Origin of the sequence: Dickeya sp. Secpp 1600 (assembly GCF_003049805.1) — a bacterium.
Taxonomy (GTDB): Bacteria; Pseudomonadota; Gammaproteobacteria; order Enterobacterales; family Enterobacteriaceae; genus Dickeya; species Dickeya fangzhongdai.
The window spans coordinates 3,468,049-3,489,985 of record NZ_CP023484.1 but is presented as its reverse complement, the minus strand read 5'-3'; the positions used below and the strand labels follow the sequence as shown (position 1 = coordinate 3,489,985).

At 54.3% G+C, this 21,937-nt stretch carries 17 protein-coding genes and 1 tRNA gene; 14 read left to right on the top strand and 4 right to left on the bottom strand.

From position 1 onward, the window contains the following. Nucleotides 1-45: 45 nt before the first annotated feature. The 5 genes from CPA59_RS15445 to CPA59_RS15425 all read left to right on the top strand — a co-directional run bounded on the left by CPA59_RS15445 (nucleotide 46) and on the right by CPA59_RS15425 (nucleotide 6,206). Nucleotides 46-297, top strand: coding sequence for a hypothetical protein (locus tag CPA59_RS15445; protein ID WP_050569887.1), 252 nt, complete (start codon nucleotides 46-48; stop codon nucleotides 295-297). Beyond that, nucleotides 287-2,974 carry a DUF927 domain-containing protein gene (locus tag CPA59_RS15440; RefSeq protein WP_255412233.1) on the top strand — a complete coding sequence of 896 codons (2,688 nt, stop codon included), beginning with the start codon at nucleotides 287-289 and terminating at the stop codon, nucleotides 2,972-2,974. Before CPA59_RS15445 ends, CPA59_RS15440 begins: the two co-directional genes overlap by 11 nt. A gap of 304 nt (nucleotides 2,975-3,278) precedes the next feature. Beyond that, nucleotides 3,279-3,605 (top strand): ogr/Delta-like zinc finger family protein, encoded by a 327-nt coding sequence (locus tag CPA59_RS15435; protein WP_107759950.1) that lies wholly within the window; start codon nucleotides 3,279-3,281, stop codon nucleotides 3,603-3,605. Between the two features lie 679 nt (nucleotides 3,606-4,284). Then, entirely contained in the window at nucleotides 4,285-5,277 is a 993-nt protein-coding gene (locus tag CPA59_RS15430) for a retron St85 family effector protein (RefSeq protein WP_255412232.1), read from the top strand. Further along, nucleotides 5,274-6,206, top strand: a complete 933-nt coding sequence (locus CPA59_RS15425; RefSeq protein ID WP_107759946.1) for a retron St85 family RNA-directed DNA polymerase — start codon at nucleotides 5,274-5,276, stop codon at nucleotides 6,204-6,206. Before CPA59_RS15430 ends, CPA59_RS15425 begins: the two co-directional genes overlap by 4 nt. 3 nt (nucleotides 6,207-6,209) lie before the next feature. Here CPA59_RS15425 and CPA59_RS15420 read toward each other — a convergent pair whose 3' ends face one another. Both CPA59_RS15420 and CPA59_RS15415 read right to left on the bottom strand, forming a co-directional pair. Further along, nucleotides 6,210-7,376, bottom strand: a complete 1,167-nt coding sequence (locus CPA59_RS15420) for a tyrosine-type recombinase/integrase (protein ID WP_107759944.1) — start codon at nucleotides 7,374-7,376, stop codon at nucleotides 6,210-6,212. A gap of 162 nt (nucleotides 7,377-7,538) precedes the next feature. Beyond that, nucleotides 7,539-7,613, bottom strand: a tRNA-Arg gene (locus CPA59_RS15415). Nucleotides 7,614-8,112: 499 nt separating this feature from the next. On the opposite strand from CPA59_RS15415, the gene mlaA reads away from it, so the two are divergent. Together mlaA and mqo are read left to right on the top strand one after the other, a co-directional pair. Continuing rightward, nucleotides 8,113-8,874, top strand: a complete 762-nt coding sequence (gene mlaA, locus CPA59_RS15410) for a phospholipid-binding lipoprotein MlaA (RefSeq protein ID WP_038919687.1) — start codon at nucleotides 8,113-8,115, stop codon at nucleotides 8,872-8,874. Between the two features lie 416 nt (nucleotides 8,875-9,290). Next, on the top strand, nucleotides 9,291-10,862 hold the full coding sequence (gene mqo, locus CPA59_RS15405) for a malate dehydrogenase (quinone) (protein ID WP_038919686.1): 1,572 nt from the start codon (nucleotides 9,291-9,293) through the stop codon (nucleotides 10,860-10,862). 81 nt (nucleotides 10,863-10,943) lie between these two features. On the opposite strand, the gene fadL is transcribed toward mqo, so the two are convergent. Continuing rightward, nucleotides 10,944-12,209, bottom strand: coding sequence for a long-chain fatty acid transporter FadL (fadL, locus tag CPA59_RS15400; protein ID WP_100849833.1), 1,266 nt, complete (start codon nucleotides 12,207-12,209; stop codon nucleotides 10,944-10,946). Between the two features lie 381 nt (nucleotides 12,210-12,590). Between fadL and CPA59_RS15390 the strand changes: the two genes are divergently transcribed. The 4 genes from CPA59_RS15390 to sixA all read left to right on the top strand — a co-directional run bounded on the left by CPA59_RS15390 (nucleotide 12,591) and on the right by sixA (nucleotide 18,047). Continuing rightward, the gene (locus CPA59_RS15390) at nucleotides 12,591-12,887 is read left to right on the top strand and encodes a YfcZ/YiiS family protein (RefSeq protein ID WP_072093503.1); all 297 of its coding nucleotides are present in this window, start codon (nucleotides 12,591-12,593) and stop codon (nucleotides 12,885-12,887) included. 286 nt (nucleotides 12,888-13,173) lie between these two features. After that, nucleotides 13,174-14,493 carry an acetyl-CoA C-acyltransferase FadI gene (gene fadI, locus CPA59_RS15385; protein ID WP_369831405.1) on the top strand — a complete coding sequence of 440 codons (1,320 nt, stop codon included), beginning with the start codon at nucleotides 13,174-13,176 and terminating at the stop codon, nucleotides 14,491-14,493. Next, complete coding sequence (fadJ, locus tag CPA59_RS15380) at nucleotides 14,490-16,682, top strand: fatty acid oxidation complex subunit alpha FadJ (RefSeq protein WP_107759938.1); 2,193 nt, start codon at nucleotides 14,490-14,492, stop codon at nucleotides 16,680-16,682. The genes fadI and fadJ overlap by 4 nt, the downstream gene beginning before the upstream one ends. Before the next feature lie 879 nt (nucleotides 16,683-17,561). Further along, the gene (sixA, locus tag CPA59_RS15375; protein ID WP_038919681.1) at nucleotides 17,562-18,047 is read left to right on the top strand and encodes a phosphohistidine phosphatase SixA; all 486 of its coding nucleotides are present in this window, start codon (nucleotides 17,562-17,564) and stop codon (nucleotides 18,045-18,047) included. Nucleotides 18,048-18,149: 102 nt separating this feature from the next. Here the strand turns inward: sixA and smrB are convergent, their stop codons facing one another. Continuing rightward, nucleotides 18,150-18,692, bottom strand: coding sequence for an endonuclease SmrB (smrB, locus tag CPA59_RS15370; protein ID WP_038667348.1), 543 nt, complete (start codon nucleotides 18,690-18,692; stop codon nucleotides 18,150-18,152). Nucleotides 18,693-18,966: 274 nt separating this feature from the next. Between smrB and prmB the strand changes: the two genes are divergently transcribed. The 3 genes from prmB (at nucleotide 18,967) to mepA (ending at nucleotide 21,934) form a co-directional block, all read left to right on the top strand. Next, nucleotides 18,967-19,899, top strand: coding sequence for a 50S ribosomal protein L3 N(5)-glutamine methyltransferase (gene prmB / locus CPA59_RS15365; protein ID WP_038919678.1), 933 nt, complete (start codon nucleotides 18,967-18,969; stop codon nucleotides 19,897-19,899). A gap of 72 nt (nucleotides 19,900-19,971) precedes the next feature. Further along, nucleotides 19,972-21,057, top strand: a complete 1,086-nt coding sequence (gene aroC / locus CPA59_RS15360; protein ID WP_049853717.1) for a chorismate synthase — start codon at nucleotides 19,972-19,974, stop codon at nucleotides 21,055-21,057. A 46-nt stretch (nucleotides 21,058-21,103) separates the two neighbouring features. Then, nucleotides 21,104-21,934 (top strand): penicillin-insensitive murein endopeptidase, encoded by an 831-nt coding sequence (gene mepA / locus CPA59_RS15355; protein ID WP_100849830.1) that lies wholly within the window; start codon nucleotides 21,104-21,106, stop codon nucleotides 21,932-21,934. Nucleotides 21,935-21,937: the final 3 nt, after the last annotated feature.

Below are 21,937 nucleotides of genomic sequence, written 5' to 3'. Positions count from 1 at the left end.
ATCGCCTTAATGAATCCCCGGAGCCTGATAACCCGGAGGATGCCTATGAATAACGCTCATTTCCCATGTGCCTACACCCAGCGTGGTGATGAAAAAATTCAACGGGCGATGCTGGTTGCCGGATTAATGGCGGATCTACTGCGTGATCGTGACGGTATGGTGGCGCAACCCCTCAATGTAGAAAGCGTGGCAGCGGTCTTTGAATGTGTGCATGAACAGCTCAATGATGCTGTTAGCAATAATGCGTTTATGTCAGAAGCGCTATCGCCGGATGAAGGGGGCGCGTGTGACGCATAAACATCAATTGTCATCGACAGTAAAGGCGGCCAATGGCCGCTGGGTGCAGATTTTACCGGCATTAGGGATAAGCGTACCGGGAAATGGCAGGCATGGAGCCTGCCCAACATGCGGCGGGTCTGATCGTTTTCGGTTTGATGATAAACAGGGGCGTGGCACCTGGTTCTGTAATCAGTGCGGGCATGGTGACGGCTTAGATCTGGTGCAACGGGTCAATGGTTATGACGCGAAAACCGCGGCTGATGCTGTGGCCGCTGTGCTGTCGTTACCGGCGGTGCAACAGCCTGCCGATACGCCCGCCAGAAAGGATGCTGATGATGCCGAAAAGCGCCGTCTGTTCCAGGCGACTTATCGGCAGTTGCGGGCGCAGAGTACACCCGGCGACAGTGTATATCTCACCAGTAAAGGGTTAACGGGGCAGTCTTTGCCCCTGATTAGCAACGAGCAACGTAGCGGCGGTGTGGCCTTTCCTACCGGTTCGCTGCTGTTGCCGGTGAGCGATATCCACGGGCAGATTATCGGCGCTCAACTGATTAGCCCTTCGGGGGATAAGCGTCTGTTGCCAAATTCGGTACTGAGCGGGGGATTTATTGCTGTTCAGTCGGTGCCGGAAGCCATGCCGGAGCAGGTGACAATCACCGAAGGCTACGCCACGGCGTTAACCGTGGCCGCAATGACGGAGGGGATCACCGTGGCGGCGGTGGCCGCCAGTAATCTGCTGAATGTGGCGCAGGCGTTCCGGTTGCGCTGGCCGGAGGTTCGGCTGGTGATTGCCGGTGACAATGACCTGATTGATGGTAAAGAAAACACCGGCAGGCAGTGGGCGGAGAAGGCTGCGAAAGCGGTCGATGGCTGGGTGACACTTCCCCCTACGCGCCATAAAGCTGATTGGGATGACTTTCGACAGGAGCATGGCCCGGAACGGGCCAAAGAAGCCTTTCGGGAGGAAATGGTGCTTTATGGCAAAGGTAAAACCCGTCTGCCGCAGGGGTTCCGGCTTACCCAGGAATATCTGTGGTTTGACAAGCAGGTGAACAAGTCCGATGGCGATGTGGAAATTCGTAATATCAAGATATGCAGCCCGCTGCGGGTAACGGCCATTACCTGTGACATTGACGGCAGCAACTACGGCCGCTTGTTGGAGTGGGAAGATACCAACGGCATCCAGAGAAAATGGGCGATGCCGATGGAAATGCTGGGCGGCAGCGGGGAAGAGTTACGCCGGGTGCTGCTGGTTAATGGGCTGTCGTACATCAACACTAACGGCCAGGCGCGGGCGCACCTGATGGAATATATCTCGTTGTGCAAGCCTGACCGCAAAGTGACCTGTGTAGACAAAACTGGCTGGCATGGTGCGGTATACGTGTTGCAGGACGAAGTGATCGGCGATGAGGCGGATACGGTGATCCTACAAACGGCCTGTGTTCAGGGGCGTGATTTTCGTACTGCCGGATCACTGGCGGACTGGCGTGAACAGGTCGCACGGTATTGCGTGGGTAATGCCCGTGTTGCATTTGCAGTTAGCCTGGCTTTTGCTGCACCACTGCTGAAACTGGCCGGTGTCGGCGGCGGTGGTTATCACCTGAAAGGGGAATCAACGGACGGCAAAACCACCACCATGAAGGTAGCAGCGTCAGTCTGTGGCGGCGCGGATTACTGGCATACCTGGCGAGCGACGGGCAACGCGCTGGAAGGCACCGCCAGCCGCCGTAATGATGCCGCCCTGATGCTGGATGAAATCCGCGAAGTGGACGGGCGCGAAGCCGGAAATATCGCCTATATGCTGGCGAACGGCCAGGGCAAAGCGCGGGCCAGAACGGACGGCAGTGTCAGGGAAACCAGCCGTTGGTGTCTGCTGTTTTTGTCTACCGGAGAATTATCGCTGGTGGAACATGCCGCCAATGCCGGGGAGCGAACCTATGCCGGGGTTGAAGTGCGGATGGTACAAATCCCCAGTGATTCCGGTAAATACGGCGTATTTGAAACATTGCACGGTTTTGCCGGAGGCAAGGCGCTGGCCGAGCATTTAGAGCAGGCGGTCACGCAATACCACGGCACGGCGTTTCGTGCCTGGCTGCATCACCTGACGGCGGATTTGCCCGGTATGACGGCCAAAGCCAAAAGCCTGTTAAAGACCTACACCCGCGAGATGACGCCGCAGGATGCCGGTAATCAGGTGGGCAGGGCGGTCACGCGCTTTGCGCTGGTGGCAATGGCCGGAGAGCTGGCAACCCAAGCCGGTATAACCGGTTGGCCTGCCGGGGAAGCATTGCAGGCGGCCAAAAGCTGCCTGGCGGCGTGGATGGCTGATCGTGGTCATGCAGCCAATCAGGAAGAAGCGGCCGCACTGGAGCAGGTGAAAACCTTTATGACGCGCAACCAGTTTAGCCGTTTTGCTGACTGGCATAACGAGCAAAGTCGCCCGTCCAATATGGTGGGGTTTCGTCAGGTGGTGAAAGGTGTCCACAGCGAAGAAGCCGTCACGCTTTTCTATGTGCTGCCATCTGGCTGGAAAGAAATCTGTCAGGGGTTTGATGCCAAAAAGGTGGCGCAGTTGTGTGCCAGGGCGGGGTATCTGGACTTACCGGATGATGCCAGCCGGACACAGAAAAACATCCGCCTGCCAGAAATAGGCGTCAAGCGGGTGTACCAGTTTAACAGCAGCGTTTTAGGGTAATTCTCGCGCGTATCTTATTTTTCTGAGGTAACAGAGGTAACACTGGTAACAGACAGGCAGGACAAGGGGGAAACCTGTTACCAGTAAGGCATAGTCACTGGTAACAGTGGTAACACTTACAAGTTTGTTACCAGCGTTACCAGCAGGAATAAGACAGAGGTAACAGATAAAAGCCATATATATCAAGGCTGTTACCAGTGTTACCGCTGTTACCACGCGCAGAGAAGAGACAGACAATTAGGAATGACCGTTCGCAAAGGCTTTTTCCCTGGCGGGCGGTGGGTGAAGAAAAGGTGAGGAACTGATGAGAGTAATGCGCGTGTATTGTCCTGAATGTAGTTCGCTGGCGGTGGTGCGAAAGACCAATCGCAAACATCCACAGATTGCCGATATCTACTGCGCCTGTAGCAATATGGAATGCGGTCACACATTTGTGATGAACATGACCTTTTCACATACCTTAAGCCCCAGTGCGTTGACACATGGCCGACTGATGAAAAACATGATTGATGCCATCGCACCAGACAAACGCCAGGAAATGATCGACCTGTTAAGCCAGGCACAGGATGACGACCAAAAGGTGAGTAAAACGCAAGGGCAGGTGAGCGCCTCGGCGCAAAGTCGGCGCTGATAGGCTCCTTGTCGCTGTGTTCTCACCGTTCACGTTTTTCAGTGAGCTGAATATTGCCATTCGCGTATAAGCCGCATCCGGCAAGGGATTGCCGGAGCATTGGCTGGTTGTATCGTGCTCCCTTCGTTGTCGAAAAATACACGTAAAATAAAAAATATCCTTTTCAGTCATACAGATAATCTCAATTTGTATGGTATTTCCCTTCCCCCAAAAAGCCTGAAAACTGAAAAGTGCTGAAATGTGTTTCAATCATTTCAGTTGGGCTGTGTACGCTGATAGCCCAGGCACCGCGCGGGCTGGCGCTATGGTTTGTAGAAAAGGAAAACTGAAAAATTTCATGACTACGAAAACCGCAGGCGGGTGCGGTGTAGTGCCGATTTTGTCATGCCGATGGTTATTATGAATTTAGCGTGGAACATTGACTGCTATGTATTCTTTGGTATTCTCTAATAGCCTTTACGCGTGGGATAATCTTTTTATCCTAGTCGGGCGTTTCGCCAGACTCTAACTTATTGTGGATATTTAGGGTTGCGCTTCAGCACTTTCAGCAAGATCCTTCATTCCACTGCGTTTCATTCAGGAGCTTACTGAAAGTCTGAAGCGCATCCTTTAGGTAAAGGGTTCAAAAGGTGGCCTTGAGCCACCTTTTCTTTTAAAGGTAACAGGGAGCAATTCAAAGTTGAGTGATTCAGCTTATATGAACGCCTTGCATGAACAGTTCGGGGATTTGAAACCATCCAATTTCACCGTCCAGTTTATGCCTCCTGTTATTTTCGTATGCGGCGGACCGATGAACGTAACTCCACCGAGTGTCAGAGATCATATTTTTACTTACGTTGCTGGACACCATCCAGAACTCTCTGACTCATTGGTATTAGCTGAGAATTTTACTGATTATTTTAAAGATGGTGCATATGCGGACTTGATGACGTTTGAAGAAGATATAGCTAATATATCAACTCTAGTCGTCATTTGTTTAGAGAGTGCAGGTTCTTTAGTGGAACTAGGTCTTTTTGTTAATAGGAAGACACTGGCTCAGAAATTACATATTATAGCACCTTTAGAAGAAATCGAAGGGAATGTAGAAAGGAATATACCGCCTAAATCTTCATTCATATATTTAGGGCCTTTGGAGTATCTCAAAAAATTTGATCAAAGCTACGTTTCGGTTTACCCATGGCCTAATAAAGAACGTATGCGGTATGACGAGGTTGAATTAATATTTCATGATATACATACCCGACTTCGTAATGTCAAAAAAACAGAGAAATATAGTTTTGATAATACTGGGCATCTAGCAATTCTAATCTACGAATTAATTTTATTATCTGAGCCGATAAAAAAGACCGAAATTGAGTGGGCGTTGTATTGCATGGGAATAGATGTCTCGCAGAAGACTATATCACGCTTGCTTTATCTTTTAAGTAAAATGAAACTCATATCTTCAATTACCTATAGCGGTCCAGATTATTTCTTTGCAGTGGGGCGCAGGGAGAGTAAATTAAAATTTGGTTTGAGTGTTAATGGTAAAATAAAAGACTCCATGAGTATTAAAATAGCCATAAGACAGTCATATCTTGATGTTGATGATAAAGCCATGGATGAAACTGCGAAGAAAAGAAAATATGCTTTAGTGCAGATTAATAAAGTTAGGGAGGCACGGAATCCATGAGTTTATTAAAATACATCGCCGATGGTTTATTTTTAACCGAGGAGGAAACTAAGAGGTTCATAATTACAGTTCCTCGTCGATATAAAAGATTTACTATCGCTAAGCGTAAAGGTTTGGAAAGGCGGTTAATTGCTCAGCCAGCGCGGCAGGTCAAATCTATCCAGCGTGCGGTGTTAAAGTATATTCGTGACGAAATAAAGGTGCATGAATGCGCTTTTGCTTATGAAATAGATCGAGATATAAAGAAGAATGCTTTTCTTCATAAAGACAATAGTTATTTATTAAAGATGGATTTTAAGAATTTCTTTTTAAGTATAAAGCCGATTAATTTATTAAATGTTATTAAAAGGCATGGTATTGAGCTAGAGGGTAACGATATCTTTGTTTTGGAGAATTTGTTTTTCTGGAAGTTAAGACGAAACAGTCCGTTGCGTTTAAGCATTGGAGCGCCATCTTCGCCTTTTATTTCAAATGCAGTGATGTTCTTTTTTGATAAGATGCTATCGGAAAAATGTGAACAGATGGGAGTTGTTTATACCCGTTATGCTGATGATTTGACCTTTAGTACTAATCGTAAAAATATTTTGTTTGGAATGCCACGGTTAGTAAGGGAAGTGCTCAACGAAACAAATCTCCGAAATATTAAGATTAATCATGAAAAAACTGTATTTTCCTCCAAAAGATTTAATCGCCATGTTACAGGATTGACTTTGGCAAATAATGGTGTTTTATCGCTGGGGCGGGAGAGAAAAAGATTGCTCAGGAGTAAGGTTGATCATTATAAAAAAGGTTTGCTATCTCCTAAAGAAATTTTGATTCTTAAAGGTGAACTTGGTTATGCCAAATTTATTGAGCCTGTATTTATTGAAAGAGTTAAACAAAAATATGGAAGAGATGTTGTGCATCAAATTCAGAAATATAACATTTGATGTTTATCTATTAATATGTTTAGAATAATACTGGAGCATATTTCTCCTTTGTTCGAGATATTGCGCATGGTTATAAGTTCCACGGATGGAATTCTTATCAACATGCGCAAGCTGCATTTCAATCCATGTACTATCAAATCCGTGTTCATGCAAAATCGTACTCATGGTGTGGCGAAAACCATGACCGGTTAAACGCCCATGATAACCCAGGTTTTTTATCACTTTGTTGATAGCGGCATCGCTTATCGGTTTTCTGGTGTCGTTTCTTCCTGGGAAAACGAATTCATAGTAACCGGTTAGTGTCTTTAGCTCTTTCAGGATGGCGATTGCCTGTGTAGACAGCGGCACCAAATGAGGACGTCGTTTTTTCATGCGCTCTTTCGGGATTTCCCACAACGCCCCCTCCAAATCGAACTCAGCCCATTTAGCTGCGCGTAATTCAATGGTTCTTACGCCGGTCAGCATTAAAAGCTGTGTGGCGTATTTAGTTATCTTACTGCCAGTGTAATTGTTTAGCGCAGCGACAAACTCCGGTAACTCACTTTCCGTCAGGAACGGGAAATGCTGGCTCTGAGGCTTATTCATGGCGCTGGCCAGATCAGGGGCCGGGTTATACCTGGCACGTCCGGTCACCACCGCATAGCGGAAGACTTCACCACACCGGCGGCGGATCTTGCTGGCTTGCTCTAATGCCCCGCGTTTTTCGATCTTTTGCAGAACGGCCAAGAGTTCAAGTGGCGTGATTTGGTCTATCGGGCGTTTACCCAGGAACGGAAAAATTTCCTTTTCCAAATAGCGTATCACTTCTTTGGCATACCCTTCTGACCAGGTTGATAGTTTTGAGGCGTGCCATTCTCTTGCTACGGCCTCGAAGGTGTTTTCTGTAGAGAACTGAAGCGACAATTTTTCCGCCCTGCGGGCATCGCTGGGGTTGATGCCGTTGGCTAACATTGCTTTAGCTTCATCTCGCTTCTTCCGCGCTTCAGCAAGGGATACGTTGTCATAGGTGCCAAATGAAATGAGCTTTGGCTTTCCGGCAAACCGGTAGCGGAAACGCCAGCCTTTCGTACCGGTGCTGTCGATCAGCAAAGACAGCCCATTGCCGTCATTGAGGGTATAGGGTTTATCCTGGGCTTTGGCCTTTTTGATTTTGATGTCAGTCAGCAGCATAGGTGTATAGAAAAAAGATCGAACCTGTCATATACACAATTTTATACACATAATTGCCGGGCTTCTATAGGCTTTCGTTGGATGGGGTAAGACTGGTCTTTCTTCTTTTTGTTTGTTTTTAAAAGATTTTTAGACTTACTGAGAAGGTGTGAGAAGTGTGACTGGCGTCCCCAGCAGGGATCGAACCTGCAACTAGCCCTTAGGAGGGGCTTGTTATATCCATTTAACTATGGGGACTGCGTTGGCACCGCATTATAACCGATTTGGCTGTCGCCATAAGCACTTGCCGGTGCGTTTGCTCAATCCGCCACCAGTTTTGGCCTGAATAGCGGCCTTAATCGTGGTATCTTTCGCTACGCTGGCCGTCAGACAAATGGGTGACGGACTACGCAAATCACTGAATTAGGGTGCGATCGCACAATTGGTGCTGGAATTATACCGGTGCCTGAAGCAGGATCCGCATCCTCCAATGTTGACCGTCGCGTCAGTCGATGCGACGGCGGTTGTTTCCCGAGCAAGGGTGTCCGGCATGAACCGGACAATTCTGAAGCGCTGACGGGAGGGGCGTCACTTCTGGCGCCGTTATTAAACGATCGCCATTTTTCCAACAGACCGCCGCTGGCGGCACGGGCAAACCAAAGCCCGGTGTATTAAGATGATAACATGTGGCCTTGTGCGCTGGCGGCCCGATGGCAGGTCGTGCGGACTGCATGAAAGTTCAGCAGGGAGATACGTTATGAATTTTCGTCTGGGTGGTGTGGTACTGGCGAGCGCATTGCTTGCCGGCTGTGCCAGCTCTAAAACCTCAGCGCCTGAGCAGCGTTCGGATCCGCTGGAAGGATTCAACCGCACCATGTTCGGCTTCAACTACAACGTGCTGGATCCGTATGTGGTGCGCCCGGCAGCGGTGGTCTGGCGCGATTATATGCCGCAACCGGCGCGCAATGGTCTGACCAATTTCTTCGTCAACCTGTCTGAACCCGCCACCATGGTGAACTATTTCGCCGAGGGTAAACCCTATCAGGCGATGATTCACTTTAACCGCTTCTTCCTTAACACCTTGCTGGGGATGGGCGGCCTGATCGACGTCGCGGCAATGGCGAATCCGAAACTGGCGAAAGAAGAGCCGCACCGTTTCGGCAGTACGCTGGGGCATTACGATGTAGGCTACGGGCCTTATCTGGTGCTGCCGGGTTATGGCAGCGCCACGCTGCGTGAAGACGGCGGCGGGGTAGTGGATACGCTTTATCCGCCGTTGAGTTATCTCACTTTCTGGATGTCCGCCGGCAAGTGGGCGGTGGAAGGGCTGGAAACCCGCGCCCGCCTGCTGGATTCCGACGGGCTGCTGCGTAATTCGTCCGACCCTTATCTGATGGTGCGCGACGCCTATTTCCAGCGGCACGATTTCCTGGCTAACGACGGTAAATCCGCCCCGGTGGCAAACCCGAACGCTAAAGCGATTGAAGGCAGTCTGGACGAAATCGATTCAGATAAATAAGCATTTTTTTAGTATTGATAGGCGCCTGCGGGCGCCTTTTGTCACAACTCCTCTTACCTGCCCGCCTGAAACCCGCCAAACTGATTGTTTGTGAAACGTTATATTGTTGTTGAGCGTTTATTTAATTACATAAATTTATTTCCACCGTCTATGTAACAATAATAACAGCCGGTTAGAGAGGGTAACGATTCAGCAGCCCTGAGCAGCAATCCGCGTATGGCGTAACGCGCTCTTATCTCCGCCTGCCGTCAGCCATTTTTGCTCTATGCTGAAATAGACGAAGGCGTTGTCGCGCACCTGCTACGGGTTGCCGCCGTGTTTCTCATGGCTCATCGCTCCTGCATCGTTATCTCGCTAATCTGGAATCACCCTTGTTCACCTGCAGGGATGACACATTGACATAACGGGACATAAACATGAAAAAACTATTGGTTACCACCTTGTGTCTGGGCGCCATAGGGCTGGCACAGCCTGTCATGGCGGAAGAAAGTAAGGCAGTGGATGTGGTGCTGATCGGCGGCGGCGTCATGAGCGCCACGCTGGGCACCTATCTGCAGGCGCTGGAGCCGAACTGGACCATCAGCATGGTCGAGCGTCTGGATAATGTGGCGGAGGAAAGCTCCAACGGCTGGAATAACGCCGGTACCGGCCACTCCGCTTTTATGGAACTGAACTACACGCCGGAAAAAGCCGACGGCTCGATTGACATCAGCAAGGCGGTCGAAATCAGCGAAGCGTTCGAAGTTTCCCGTCAGTTCTGGTCTTATCAAATTTCTCACAATGTGATGAAAGACCCGTCGTCGTTTATCAATAGCGTGCCGCACATGAGCTTCGTGTGGGGCGACGACAACGTTAATTACCTGCACAAACGTTATCAGGCGCTGCAGCACAGCACCCTGTTCCGCGGCATGGAGTTCTCCGACAACGCGGATCAGATCAAGCAGTGGATCCCGCTGGTGATGGAAGGGCGCGATCCGCAACAGAAGATTGCCGCCACCCGAATGCCGATCGGCACCGACGTCAACTACGGCGAAGTCACCCGCCAACTGGTGGATGGGTTGAAACAGCATACGACTTTCAACCTGAAACTGAGCAACGAAGTGCGCGACATCAAGCGCAACCCGGATAAAACCTGGGACGTAGTGGTTGCCGACCTGAAAAACGGCGGTAAAGAAAGCGCGATCAAGGCCAGGTTCGTGTTCATCGGCGCCGGCGGCGCGGCGCTGCAACTGCTGCAGAAATCCGGCATTCCTGAAGCGGGCAACTATGGTGGTTTCCCGGTCGGCGGCGAGTTTCTGGTCACCGATAATCAGGACATCGTAAAACGCCATCTCGCCAAGGTATACGGTAAAGCCTCGGTTGGCGCGCCGCCGATGTCCGTACCGCATCTGGATACCCGTATCTTCAACGGCAAGCAGGTGTTGCTGTTCGGGCCGTTCGCTACCTTCTCCAGCAAATTCCTGAAAAACGGTTCGCTGTGGGATTTGTTCTCGTCCATGAACACCTCCAACTTTATGCCGATGGTAAATGTGGGGATCGATAACTTCGATCTGGTGAAATACCTGATCGGTCAGTTAATGATGAGCGACGATGACCGTTTTGCCGCGCTGAAAGAGTACTTCCCGCAGGCCAAACAGTCTGACTGGCGTCTGGCGGTAGCGGGTCAACGCGTACAGGTCATCAAGAAAGACAAAGATCTGGGCGGCGTACTGAAGCTGGGCACCGAGATTGTCAGCGACAAAGACGGCTCCATCGCCGCGCTGCTGGGCGCGTCGCCGGGTGCGTCCACTGCTGCGCCGATCATGCTGAGCCTGATGCAGACCGTATTCAAGGATAAGGTTGCGACGCCGGAATGGCAGGCCAAACTGAAGGAAATCATTCCGTCTTACGGCCAGAAACTGGAAGGCAATATCGACCTGACCAACAAGATCCGCGGTTACACCAGCAGCACGCTGAAACTGAACTATATGGAAGTGAAGCCGGAATAATACCGCCGGCATAGCCGACTTCCCATACAACAAAAGGCCGCGATAGCGGCCTTTTTTACGAATACGGATTAGGTACCCGGGTTAGAAACTGTAGTTGAAGTTCACGCCGTACAACCACGCCCGGCCTTTAGAGGTAAAGGTGTAAGAGGGCAGGTTGGCCGCGACGCCGGCTTCGTGAATCGTCACTTTCTGACCGTGCATGTAAGACACGCCCACATCCACTGAAGCATCTTTGTTGAAGGCGTAGGTGGTGCCGGCGCTCAGCCAGAGACGATCCTGATCCGGGATGGAGATGGTGCGTTTGTCGGCCGGTACCGGGCTGTCGTCAAACGCGATACCGGTGCGGAAAGTCCAGTTGTCGTCGTAGTAGTACGTGGTGCCCAGCGCGATGCGGTAGGCATCGTGGAAGCGTTCGTCTTTCTGGAACAGTTGCTGGCCGTTGCTGCCGGTGGCGCGCAATTCCTGGAAGGAACTCCAACTGGTGTAGGCCAGACTGTAGTGAACCGCCCATTGCGGGGCGACGCGGTGGTAAGCGGAAAGCTCCCACATTTCCGGCAGGTTGAGCGTCAGCTTGCCGGGGATGGTGGCGCCGCTGGTGCCGCGCGGCGCCGCCAGGTCGCTTCGGAAGGAACCATCAAAGTCGATGTCGACTTTGGAGCGGTAACTCAGGCCGAAGCGGTTGTTTTTATCCAGTTCATACAGGATGCCGGCGTTCCAGCCATAGCCCCATTCTTTACCATCCAGATGAGTGATCTCGGACGTTGAGCGTACGCCCAGCGCCGGACCGACTTCGCCGGCGTTACGCACAATCTTGGCATCGGCGTACACGGCGTTGACGCCCAGACCAAAGCTGAAATGCTGGTTGAGGCGATAGGCCGCGCTCAGATTCAGGTTGGAGGTTTTCAGGTCGGTTTTGCCCGCGATGGAACCGGCGCTGAAATTGTCGCTGAATTCAGTCGCCAGACCGAAGTTGGTGGTGGCGGATGCGCCTACCGCCCACTGCTCGTTCAGCGGCATGATGAAATGCAGGTTGGGCACCCAGGCGTGCGGCGCAATATTGTCTGCGCTGGCGTCACGGCCGGTGCTGCTGGAGCCGCGCAGGTCGATGTCCGGGTTAATGTAGGTCACGCCGCCGGAAAAGGCCGGACGATCAAACATCGTCATGGTCGCCGGGTTGCGGCTGCCGGAGGTCGCATTGTCTGCAATGGCGCTTTCACCCGAAAAGGCGCGCCCCAGGCCGGATGAGGAGAACTCATTCAACTGGAAACCTGCAGCGGTTGCATTGGATGCCATTAGCGCCAGCGCCACAGCAAGTGATGTTTTCTTTAACAGGACTTTCTGGCTCATGACCGAAACCTCACTGAACGTTTGTAATTTTTGTTAAGCGTGTAACAAGGGACGCGCATTGTAGGGGGGGTTAATGGGCTGACAAATCAGACCAGTTGCGAAAAGTATAAAAGTAAAACGATGAAATGTTTTCTTTCAGTTCCACAAATGTTGCAAAAATGATTCAGAAATTAGATCCAGTTAACAAATGTCGTGATTATGTTTAGATGATTTAGCCTATTTCATTGAAAAATAACGTTAAGATGTGATTCACATCACGTAATACCCCTTTAATCGGTAAGTGCTAGTGATAGACGGCTGTGGTGAGTAAAATGGGGGCAGAATAGATGGATAGCGTGCTTCCGATTGTGGAGGCGCCTGTCGCCGCAGAGGAGTTTTGCCATGACAAACGCGATTAACAAATGTAGCGCAGAAGAAACCGCCGCCTGTTGCTGTGTGGATGTGGGAACCGTAATGGATAACACCGATTGCACCGCATCTTACAGCCGTGTATTTCCCCACCGCAGCGACGCGGAACAGACGCAGAAGCAACTGACGGAAAAAGCCCGTTCGGTTGAATCCGAACCTTGCGTGATTGACGCCCGTCTGTCCGAGGCGGAAGGCGGATTCAAACTGGATATGGATTTCACGTTTAGCTGCCAGGCTGAAACCCTGATCTTCCAGTTGGGCCTGCGCTAACCGGCCATCCTGAGCTAGCCCGCGATCACGTTAACCGCGATCAATAGCGGCGTGCTTGCCTTCGCTTTGCGGCTGACTCGCTGAGATCAGCCGCATTCCCCGAGTCTTCCCGCCTCATTATTCTTTCTGTTTCATTATCTTTGCCGCCTTATTCCCGTTGCGTATGACCGCCCGGAAGCGTGGCGCGGCTCGCTGTTTGGTATCTGCTTGTTTGCATAATGTAATCTTCAGGTTAACAATGAGTTCAGACCCCATCGGTCTCTGAAAAGGGATGAACGGAATGGTTATGCGCGAACGCGAAGTAGTGCCGCTGGTCACCCGGCGTGGCGACCGCATTGCGATTGTCAGTGGGCTGAGAACCCCATTTGCCCGGCAGGCGACGGTTTATCATGGTATTCCGGCGCTGGAGCTGGGCAAGCTGGTGGTCAATGAGCTGTTGCTTCGCAGCGGCGTCGAACCGGAGCTGGTGCAGCAACTGGTGTTCGGGCAGGTGATTCAGATGCCGGAGGCGCCCAATATCGCCCGCGAAATCGTGCTGGGCAGCGGCATGAGCGTGCATACCGATGCTTATAGCGTCTCCCGCGCCTGCGCCACCAGCTTTCAGGCGGTCGCCAACGTGGCGGAAAGCATTCTGGCCGGCGCTATCGACATCGGCATCGCCGGCGGCGCTGATTCGGCTTCCGTGTTGCCTATCGGCGTCAGCAAGGCGCTGGCGCGCACGCTGGTCGATCTTTCGCGCGCCAGAACCTTCCGCCAGCGGCTGGCGTTATTCGCTCGCCTGCGGCCACGGGATTTACTGCCGGTGGCGCCCGCCGTGGCGGAGTACTCTACCGGGCTGCGCATGGGCGATACCGCCGAGCAGATGGCGAAAGACTACCGTATCAGCCGCGATGCGCAGGACACGTTCGCTCATCTCTCCCATCAACGCGCCGCGCAGGCCTGGGCCGACGGCGTACTGCGTGACGAGGTGATGACCGCCTGGGTGCCGCCGTATAAGCAGGCGATTAATGAAGACAACACGATTCGTCGCGACAGCGCGCCGGAACAGTATTCCCGCCTGAAACCAGCCTTTGACCGTCGCTACGGCAGCGTGACCGCCGGCAACAGTTCGCCGTTAACCGACGGCGCCGCCGCCGTGTTGCTGATGAGCGAATCCCGCGCCAGCGAACTGAAACTGACGCCGCTTGGCTACCTGCGCAGCTATGCGTTCAGCGCTATTCCGGTACAGCAGGACATGCTGGCGGGGCCGGCGTACGCCACCCCGCTGGCGCTCGATCGGGCGGGTATCCGGCTCGATGATCTGGCGCTGATCGACATGCATGAAGCCTTCGCCGCTCAAACACTGGCTAATCTGCACCTGTTCACCAGCGCTGAATTCGCCCGCGATAAACTCGGGCGCAGCGCGCCGGTGGGGGAGGTGGACCGGGAGCGCTTTAATGTGCGGGGCGGCTCGATCGCCTATGGGCATCCGTTTGCCGCGACCGGCGCGCGCATGATCACCCAGACGTTGCATGAACTGCGCCGGCGAGGCGGCGGATTGGGGCTGGTTACCGCCTGCGCGGCAGGCGGCTTGGGGGCAGCCATGGTGTTGGAGGTAACGCAATGACCGAGCTGAATTCGATGCATCAGGCGCACGAACATGAGGCGCACGCCGCTTTCCAACTGACGCTACGCCCCGATCATATCGGGGTGATTACCGTGGATGTCCCCGGCGAGAAAGTGAATAACCTGAAAGCGGAATTCGCGGAACAGATGCGCGCGGTGCTGACGCAGGCCCGACAGCACAGTGGCCTGCAAGGGCTGGTTATCCTCTCCGGCAAGCCGGAATCGTTTATCGCCGGGGCGGATATCGGCATGCTGGATGCCTGTGCCGACGCGGCGGCGGCGCAGGCGCTGGCTGAAACCGGGCAGGAAACGCTGGAGGCGATCGCCCATCTGCCGTTCCCGGTGGTGGCGGCCATTCACGGCGCCTGTCTGGGCGGCGGGCTGGAACTGGCGCTGGCTTGCGATTATCGCCTCTGTACGCCGGACGACAGTACCCGTCTCGGGTTGCCGGAAGTGCAATTGGGGCTATTGCCGGGCGCAGGCGGCACCCAGCGGCTGCCGCGTCTGATTGGCGTGGACCGCGCGCTGGAGTTGATCCTGACCGGGCGGCAGTTGCGGGCGGCTCAGGCGCGGCGGCTCGGGTTGGTGGATGAGGTGGTGCCGCACGCGGTCTTGCTGGAGGCGGCGCTGGGCTTTATCCGCCGGGGTAAACGCCAACCGTCTTCGCCCGGCTGGCGGCATCGGTTACTGATGCTGCCTTACGTACGCCGCTGGCTGTTTGAGCGGGTGCGGCGGCAGACGCAGGCGAAAACCCAGGGCAATTACCCGGCGACGGCGCGTATCCTGGCGGTGGTGCGGCGTGGTCTGGAGCAGGGCCGTCAGGCTGGCTATCAGGCGGAGGCTCGCGCTTTCGGCCGACTGGTGGCGTCGCCGGAGTCCGTGGCGTTGCGGCGACTGTTTTTTACCGCCACGGCCTTGAAAAAAGATCGGGGCGCGCCGGTCGAACCCGGCCCACTGCGCCGGGTCGGGGTGCTGGGCGGTGGTTTGATGGGCGGCGGCATCGCCGGCGTCACCGCGCTGAACGGCCGATTGCCGGTAAGGATTAAAGATATTCATGAGCAAGGCATCACCCTCGCGCTGCGCAACAGCTGGCAACGGTTGAGCAAACAGGTCGAGCGCCGCCGCATCACGCCCGCAGAGCAGCGGCGGCAAATGAGCCTGATTTCCGGCGGGACCGATTACCGGGGATTTGAGCGCGTCGATGTGGTAGTGGAAGCGGTATTCGAAGATTTGGCGCTCAAACAGCAGATGGTGCGGGAAACCGAAGCGGTGACGCCGCCGCATGCGGTGTTTGCCACCAATACGTCGTCGCTGCCGATTCATCAGATCGCCGCCGGCGCCAGCCGGCCCGAGCAGGTGATTGGCCTGCACTATTTCAGCCCGGTGGACAAGATGCCGCTGGTTGAGGTTATTCCGCATGCCGGAACCAGCGAGCAGACGTTGTCCACCACGGTGGCGCTGGCGAAGAAGCAGGGCAAGACCGCGATCGTGGTAGCGGATAAAGCCGGGTTTTATGTTAACCGTATTCTGGCGCCTTACCTGAATGAGGCAGCTCGCTGCCTGCTGGAAGGCGAACCGGTCGAATCGGTTGATCAGGCATTGGTGCGTTTCGGTTTTCCTGTCGGCCCCTTTACCTTGCTGGATGAGGTGGGGATTGATGTGGCGATGAAGATTGTACCGGTGCTGGTGGCGGAGCTGGGCGAGCGGTTTTGCGCGCCGCCGGCGCTGGAAGCCATTGCCCGCGACAATCGTAAAGGCCGCAAGAACGGCCGCGGCTTTTATCGCTACGATCAGTCGCGTTATGAACGGTTATGCGGTTTGTGGCGGCGTCGGGGCAAAGTGTCCGACGGCAGCCTCTATCCATTGCTGGATGTGACGCCCAAAGCGCATCTGGATCCGGCGCTGATTGCGCAGCGCTGCGTCATGATGATGCTGAATGAGGCGGTGCGCTGTCTGGATGAAGGAGTGATCCGTCGTCCGGGCGACGGCGACATCGGCGCGGTGATGGGAATCGGATTTCCGCCGTTTCTGGGCGGCCCGTTCCACTACATGAATCAATTAGGGATAGAAACGGTGGTGGGAACCCTGCTGTCGTTGCAGGCGCAGTACGGCGATCGGTTTGCGCCGGCGGAAGGGCTGCTCCGGCGACAGTCGCAGCTGGTTGGCTTTGCTGATGAAACGGAGCGCTGAGCGGGTGAAGGAGAAACCTAAACCCGTTATCCACCCTCGTTTTTTATTCTTGTCGGATGAGTAAATAATAAATTAAAAAGCCGAAAGGCAGATTTTTTGAATGAAATAACCCAATCTTGTTTAAAAAATTATTTTATTGGCTGACGAAAAACTTTATTTATCGGATTCACTTTTAGGTGAAAAAATTAATTGATAAAAATGCTGAATGCAATGATGCATTAGCGGAGTGATAATTGTATTTTATTGAAAATGCTTGTTTTTTATTTAAACGGTCCATCGTTTTTACCACCCAGTGCAACAATTCCCTGAATGCTGGGCATAATACCGCGCTGAATTATTTAAACGTACTGTATTCGGCACCGGTGTTTTCTCTGTTCACTATAGTGAGGCGGGGTATTTTTTCCAGTGTTTCCCGCGGTTATAAGATGAAAAAGTGTAAAAGTGTCAGAAAAATAAAACCGGTGCCGGTTTATTCTGTATTGTGGGGATTGATAATTTTTTTATCTGAATGAAAATTATTTTTTAGTCTAAACTGCTGTTAAATGAAATCTAAAAGCGAGCCGACAGCATATTATGATGACGTGATGTCGGCTTTACCCTGAAAAAATTAAGGTTAATTGCCTGAAAAAACGGGAGGTTGCCGACTACGGCGTGATGGCGGGGCCGTGGCGCAGCGTGGCGCATGATGCGGTTGGTTGCGATTCGCCGGCAATTGGGGTAAAAAAATGCGCTTTGCGCTGGTCAAAACGCCATCAGTATGATGTGGCGATGCCCGATACCAGGCTGTGACCTGCCGCAAAACGGCTCCGTGCCGATTCAGCTAATCTGAAGCTATCCCCAGGGTTTTATTGCCCTTTTTCATCAATATAGCGGTGTAATATGCAAGTTTTGATCATGCGTCATGGTGATGCCGTACCTGACGCCGCCAGTGATGCGCTCCGGCCTTTAAGCAGCCGGGGAGATGAAGAATCTCGTCAGATGGCAGCCTGGCTCAACGATCAGTCGATTGATATTGATCGGGTACTGGTGAGCCCTTACGTGCGGGCTCAGCAGACGTTGCAGGTCGTGGCGGAGGTGTTGCCGCTGCCGGAAAGTGAATGTCTGCCGGAGCTGACGCCGGGAGGCAACGCCGAACTGGTGTGCGACTATCTGCTGGCGCTGGCGAAAGAAGGCACCAGCGCGGTGTTGGTGATTTCCCACCTGCCGCTGGTGGGATATCTGGTCGCCGGGCTGTGCCCGTCTGAGACCGCGCCCATGTTCGCCACGTCGGCCATTGCCAGCGTCGAGCTGGATGATGTCTCCGGTGCGGGCGTATACCACTGGCAGGTCACGCCGTCCCAACTGACGGCCAAAGTTAAACCTTGATCGTCCGACAACAGGCGCCGTTAGCGGCTCCTGTTCGGTTTTCATACGGTTTCCCGCCGCAGGCGATTTTCCAGAACGGCGAAGAAGGTGAGGCGGGGAAGGTTATTCCTCGTCGGCGCTTTCCTGCGCCACCAGCACCAGTAAGGCCGCATTGCCGCCGAATTCCTTCGGCGCCTGATGAAACGCCAGCACGTCCGGGTGTTGGGCCAGCCACAACGGCGTTTGCTGTTTAAGAATGTGTTTGCCGTGGCCGTGCATCACGCAGGCGCAGTAGACATGTTCGCGCCGACAGGCGGCCAGCAGCGCCCCCAGTTCCTGCTTGGCTTCCAACTGCGTCAGTCCGTGCAAATCCAAAAACAGTTCCGGCGAATAGTCGCCGCGACGCAGTTTCTTCAGCTCGTAATGACTGGCGCCCGGCCGGACATAGCGCGTCGGCCCGTCATTCTCCAGTTGCGGCTGGAATTCGTCCGAGAAATAGAAACTGGCGTCCACCTGTTCCTGAATCATCCGTCGTGGCGGCAATGCGCCGGGTTTGGTACGGGCCGGACGGTGAACATAGGTGTCCTGACGTAACCGGGTGGCGCCCGCCACCGACGTGCGGAAAAGCGCCTGCTCCTCGTCATCAAGCATGAATTTTTTTTTCATTTTGCGTCACTCTGTCATCGTCGCGGTTCTGTTGCAGAACCTCAATACGGTATCCGCATAGTTTCGGTGTCCGCATAGTTTTGATATTCGCATAGTTTTGATATTCGCATAGTTTACCTGTTCCGTGCCGGTCGCTAAACAAAACCTTATCGTTGCATCCCCCGCTCCGCGCCGTCCGGCGGTGATATCTGCTGATTTGTCGCCGTCTTCATGGCAAACTATTGCCATCACAGAAACATGCGATTACAGAGACAGTAGTCTGTGGAGGACAAACTTGGACAAAATTTTCGTCGATGAGGCGGTCAACGATCTGCATACCATTCAGGATATGCTGCGCTGGACAGTGAGCCGGTTTAACGCCGCCAACGTCTACTATGGACACGGCACCGATAATCCGTGGGATGAGGCGCTGCAACTGGTGCTGCCCAGTCTGTTTTTGCCGATCGATATTCCGGAAGACATGTACCTCGCCCGGCTGACGTCCAGCGAGCGTCATCGCATCGTCGAGCGGGTGATTCGCCGCGTCAACGAGCGTATTCCGGTGGCTTATCTGACGAACAAGGCCTGGTTTTGCGGACTGGAGTTTTATGTCGATGAGCGGGTGCTGGTGCCCCGTTCGCCGATTGGCGAGTTGATCAACAATCGCTTTGCGTCGCTGTTGCCCAACGCGCCGCATCATATTCTTGATTTGTGCACCGGCAGCGGTTGCATCGCCATCGCCTGCGCTCAGGCGTTCCCCGAAGCGGAAGTGGATGCAGTAGATATTTCCGACGAGGCGCTGGCGGTGACCGAACAGAATATCCAGCAGCACGGCATGGAATACAACGTGACGCCGATCCGTTCCGACCTGTTCCGTGACCTGCCGGCGATTCAGTATGACCTGATCGTCACCAATCCGCCGTACGTGGATGAGGAAGACATGGCCGACCTGCCGCAGGAATACCGCTTCGAACCGGAGCTGGGACTGGCGGCGGGCAGCGACGGCCTGAAACTGGTGCGCCGGATTCTGGCATGCGCGCCGGACTTTCTTACCGAAGAGGGCGTGCTGATTTGTGAAGTCGGCAACAGCATGGTGCACCTGATGGAGCAGTATCCGGATATTCCGTTTACCTGGCTGGAGTTCGACAACGGCGGCGACGGCGTCTTCATGTTGACCCGTTCCCAACTGCTGGACTGTCAGGCGCATTTCAGCCTTTACCGGGATTAATCCCTCCGCAGGGCGGCGGGCGGTAAATATCCGTCTGGCGCCCTGATGTTTTTTCAATGCTAAGGAGCCGTGATGGCAGGAAACAGTATTGGTCAGTTTTTCCGTGTCACCACCTTTGGTGAATCTCATGGCATCGCTCTGGGATGCGTGGTGGATGGCGTACCGCCGGGTATTCCGCTGACCGAGGCCGATTTGCAGCACGACCTGGACCGTCGTCGTCCGGGGACTTCTCGTTACACCACCCAGCGCCGCGAGCCGGATCAGGTGCGTATTCTGTCCGGGGTGTTTGAAGGCGTGACTACCGGCACCAGTATCGGTCTGTTAATTGAAAATACCGATCAGCGCTCGCAGGACTACAGCGCTATCAAGGATCTGTTCCGCCCCGGTCACGCCGATTACACCTATGAGCAGAAATACGGCATCCGCGATTACCGCGGCGGCGGTCGCTCTTCCGCCCGTGAAACCGCTATGCGCGTGGCCGCCGGCGCCATTGCCAAAAAATACCTGCAACAGCTGCACGGTGTGGTGATCCGCGGCTATCTGGCGCAGATGGGCGATGTGGTGTGCGAACTGAAAGAGTGGGCGCAGGTGGAGCAAAACCCGTTTTTCTGCCCGGACGCGGACAAGCTCGACGCGCTGGATGAACTGATGCGCGCCCTGAAAAAAGAGGGCGATTCCATCGGCGCGAAAATCACGGTGGTGGCTGAGTCGGTGCCGCCGGGGTTAGGCGAGCCGGTGTTTGATCGTCTTGACGCCGATCTGGCCCACGCGCTGATGAGCATCAACGCCGTCAAAGGCGTGGAAATCGGCGACGGCTTCGCGGTAGTGAACCGTCGCGGCAGCGAAAACCGTGATGAAATCACCCCGGAAGGCTTTCAGAGCAACCATGCGGGCGGCATTCTGGGCGGCATCAGCAGCGGTCAGGCGATCACCGCCCATCTGGCGCTGAAACCGACTTCCAGCATCACCGTGCCGGGGCGCACCATCACCCGCGACGGCGACGCAACGGAAATGATCACCCGCGGTCGCCATGACCCGTGCGTGGGAATCCGCGCGGTGCCGATTGCCGAAGCGATGATGGCGATTGTCCTGATGGATCATCTGCTGCGCCAGCGCGCACAGTGCGCGGACGTGACGAGCCAGGTTCCCCGTTGGTAACACTATAAAAACACGGTAATACACCGAACACGAATACCATAAAACAATGAAAACAAACTGGATTGGGATGGTGGCGCTGCTGTTTTGCAGCGCCGCGCTGGCGAAGACACCGTGGCAGGAGATAACCCACCCGGTGGCAGGCCAGCCTCAGGCCATCGGCGCGTTTGCCAATGGTTGTATCATCGGCGCACAGCCGCTGTCGCTGCAGTCGTCTGATTATCAGGTGATGCGCGTCGACCAGCGGCGTTACTTCGGTCATCCGGACCTGCTGGCGTTCATCCATCGTCTCAGCGCCGGCGTGCATCGCGCCACCGGCGGCACCGTGCTGATCGGCGACATGGGCATGCCGGCCGGCGGACGGTTCAACAGCGGTCACGCCAGCCATCAGTCGGGGCTGGATGTGGATATCTGGCTGCAACTGCCGCGTCAGCGCTGGAGTCAGCAGCAGTTGCTGCAGCCGCAACCGCTGGATCTGGTGCTGGCGGACGGTAAAAACGTCAATCCGCGCGCATGGTCGCCGGATGTGCTGAAGCTGGTGAAGACGGCAGCGCAGGATAATGACGTAACGCGCATTTTCGTCAATCCGGCCATCAAAAAGCAACTGTGCCTGGAAGCCGGCGGCGATCGCAACTGGCTGCACAAGGTCCGGCCGTGGTTCGCCCATCGCGCGCACATGCATGTGCGGCTGCGTTGTCCGGCGGATAGTCTGGAATGTCAGGATCAGGATGCGCCGCCAGCGGGCGACGGATGCGGCGCTGAACTGAACAGCTGGTTCCAGCCGCGCAAACCGGGCGCCGAACCGCCGGCCAAAACGACGCCTCCCCCGTTGCCGCCTTCCTGTCAGGCGTTGCTTGATCGCCATCTGATTGCGGAATAATTC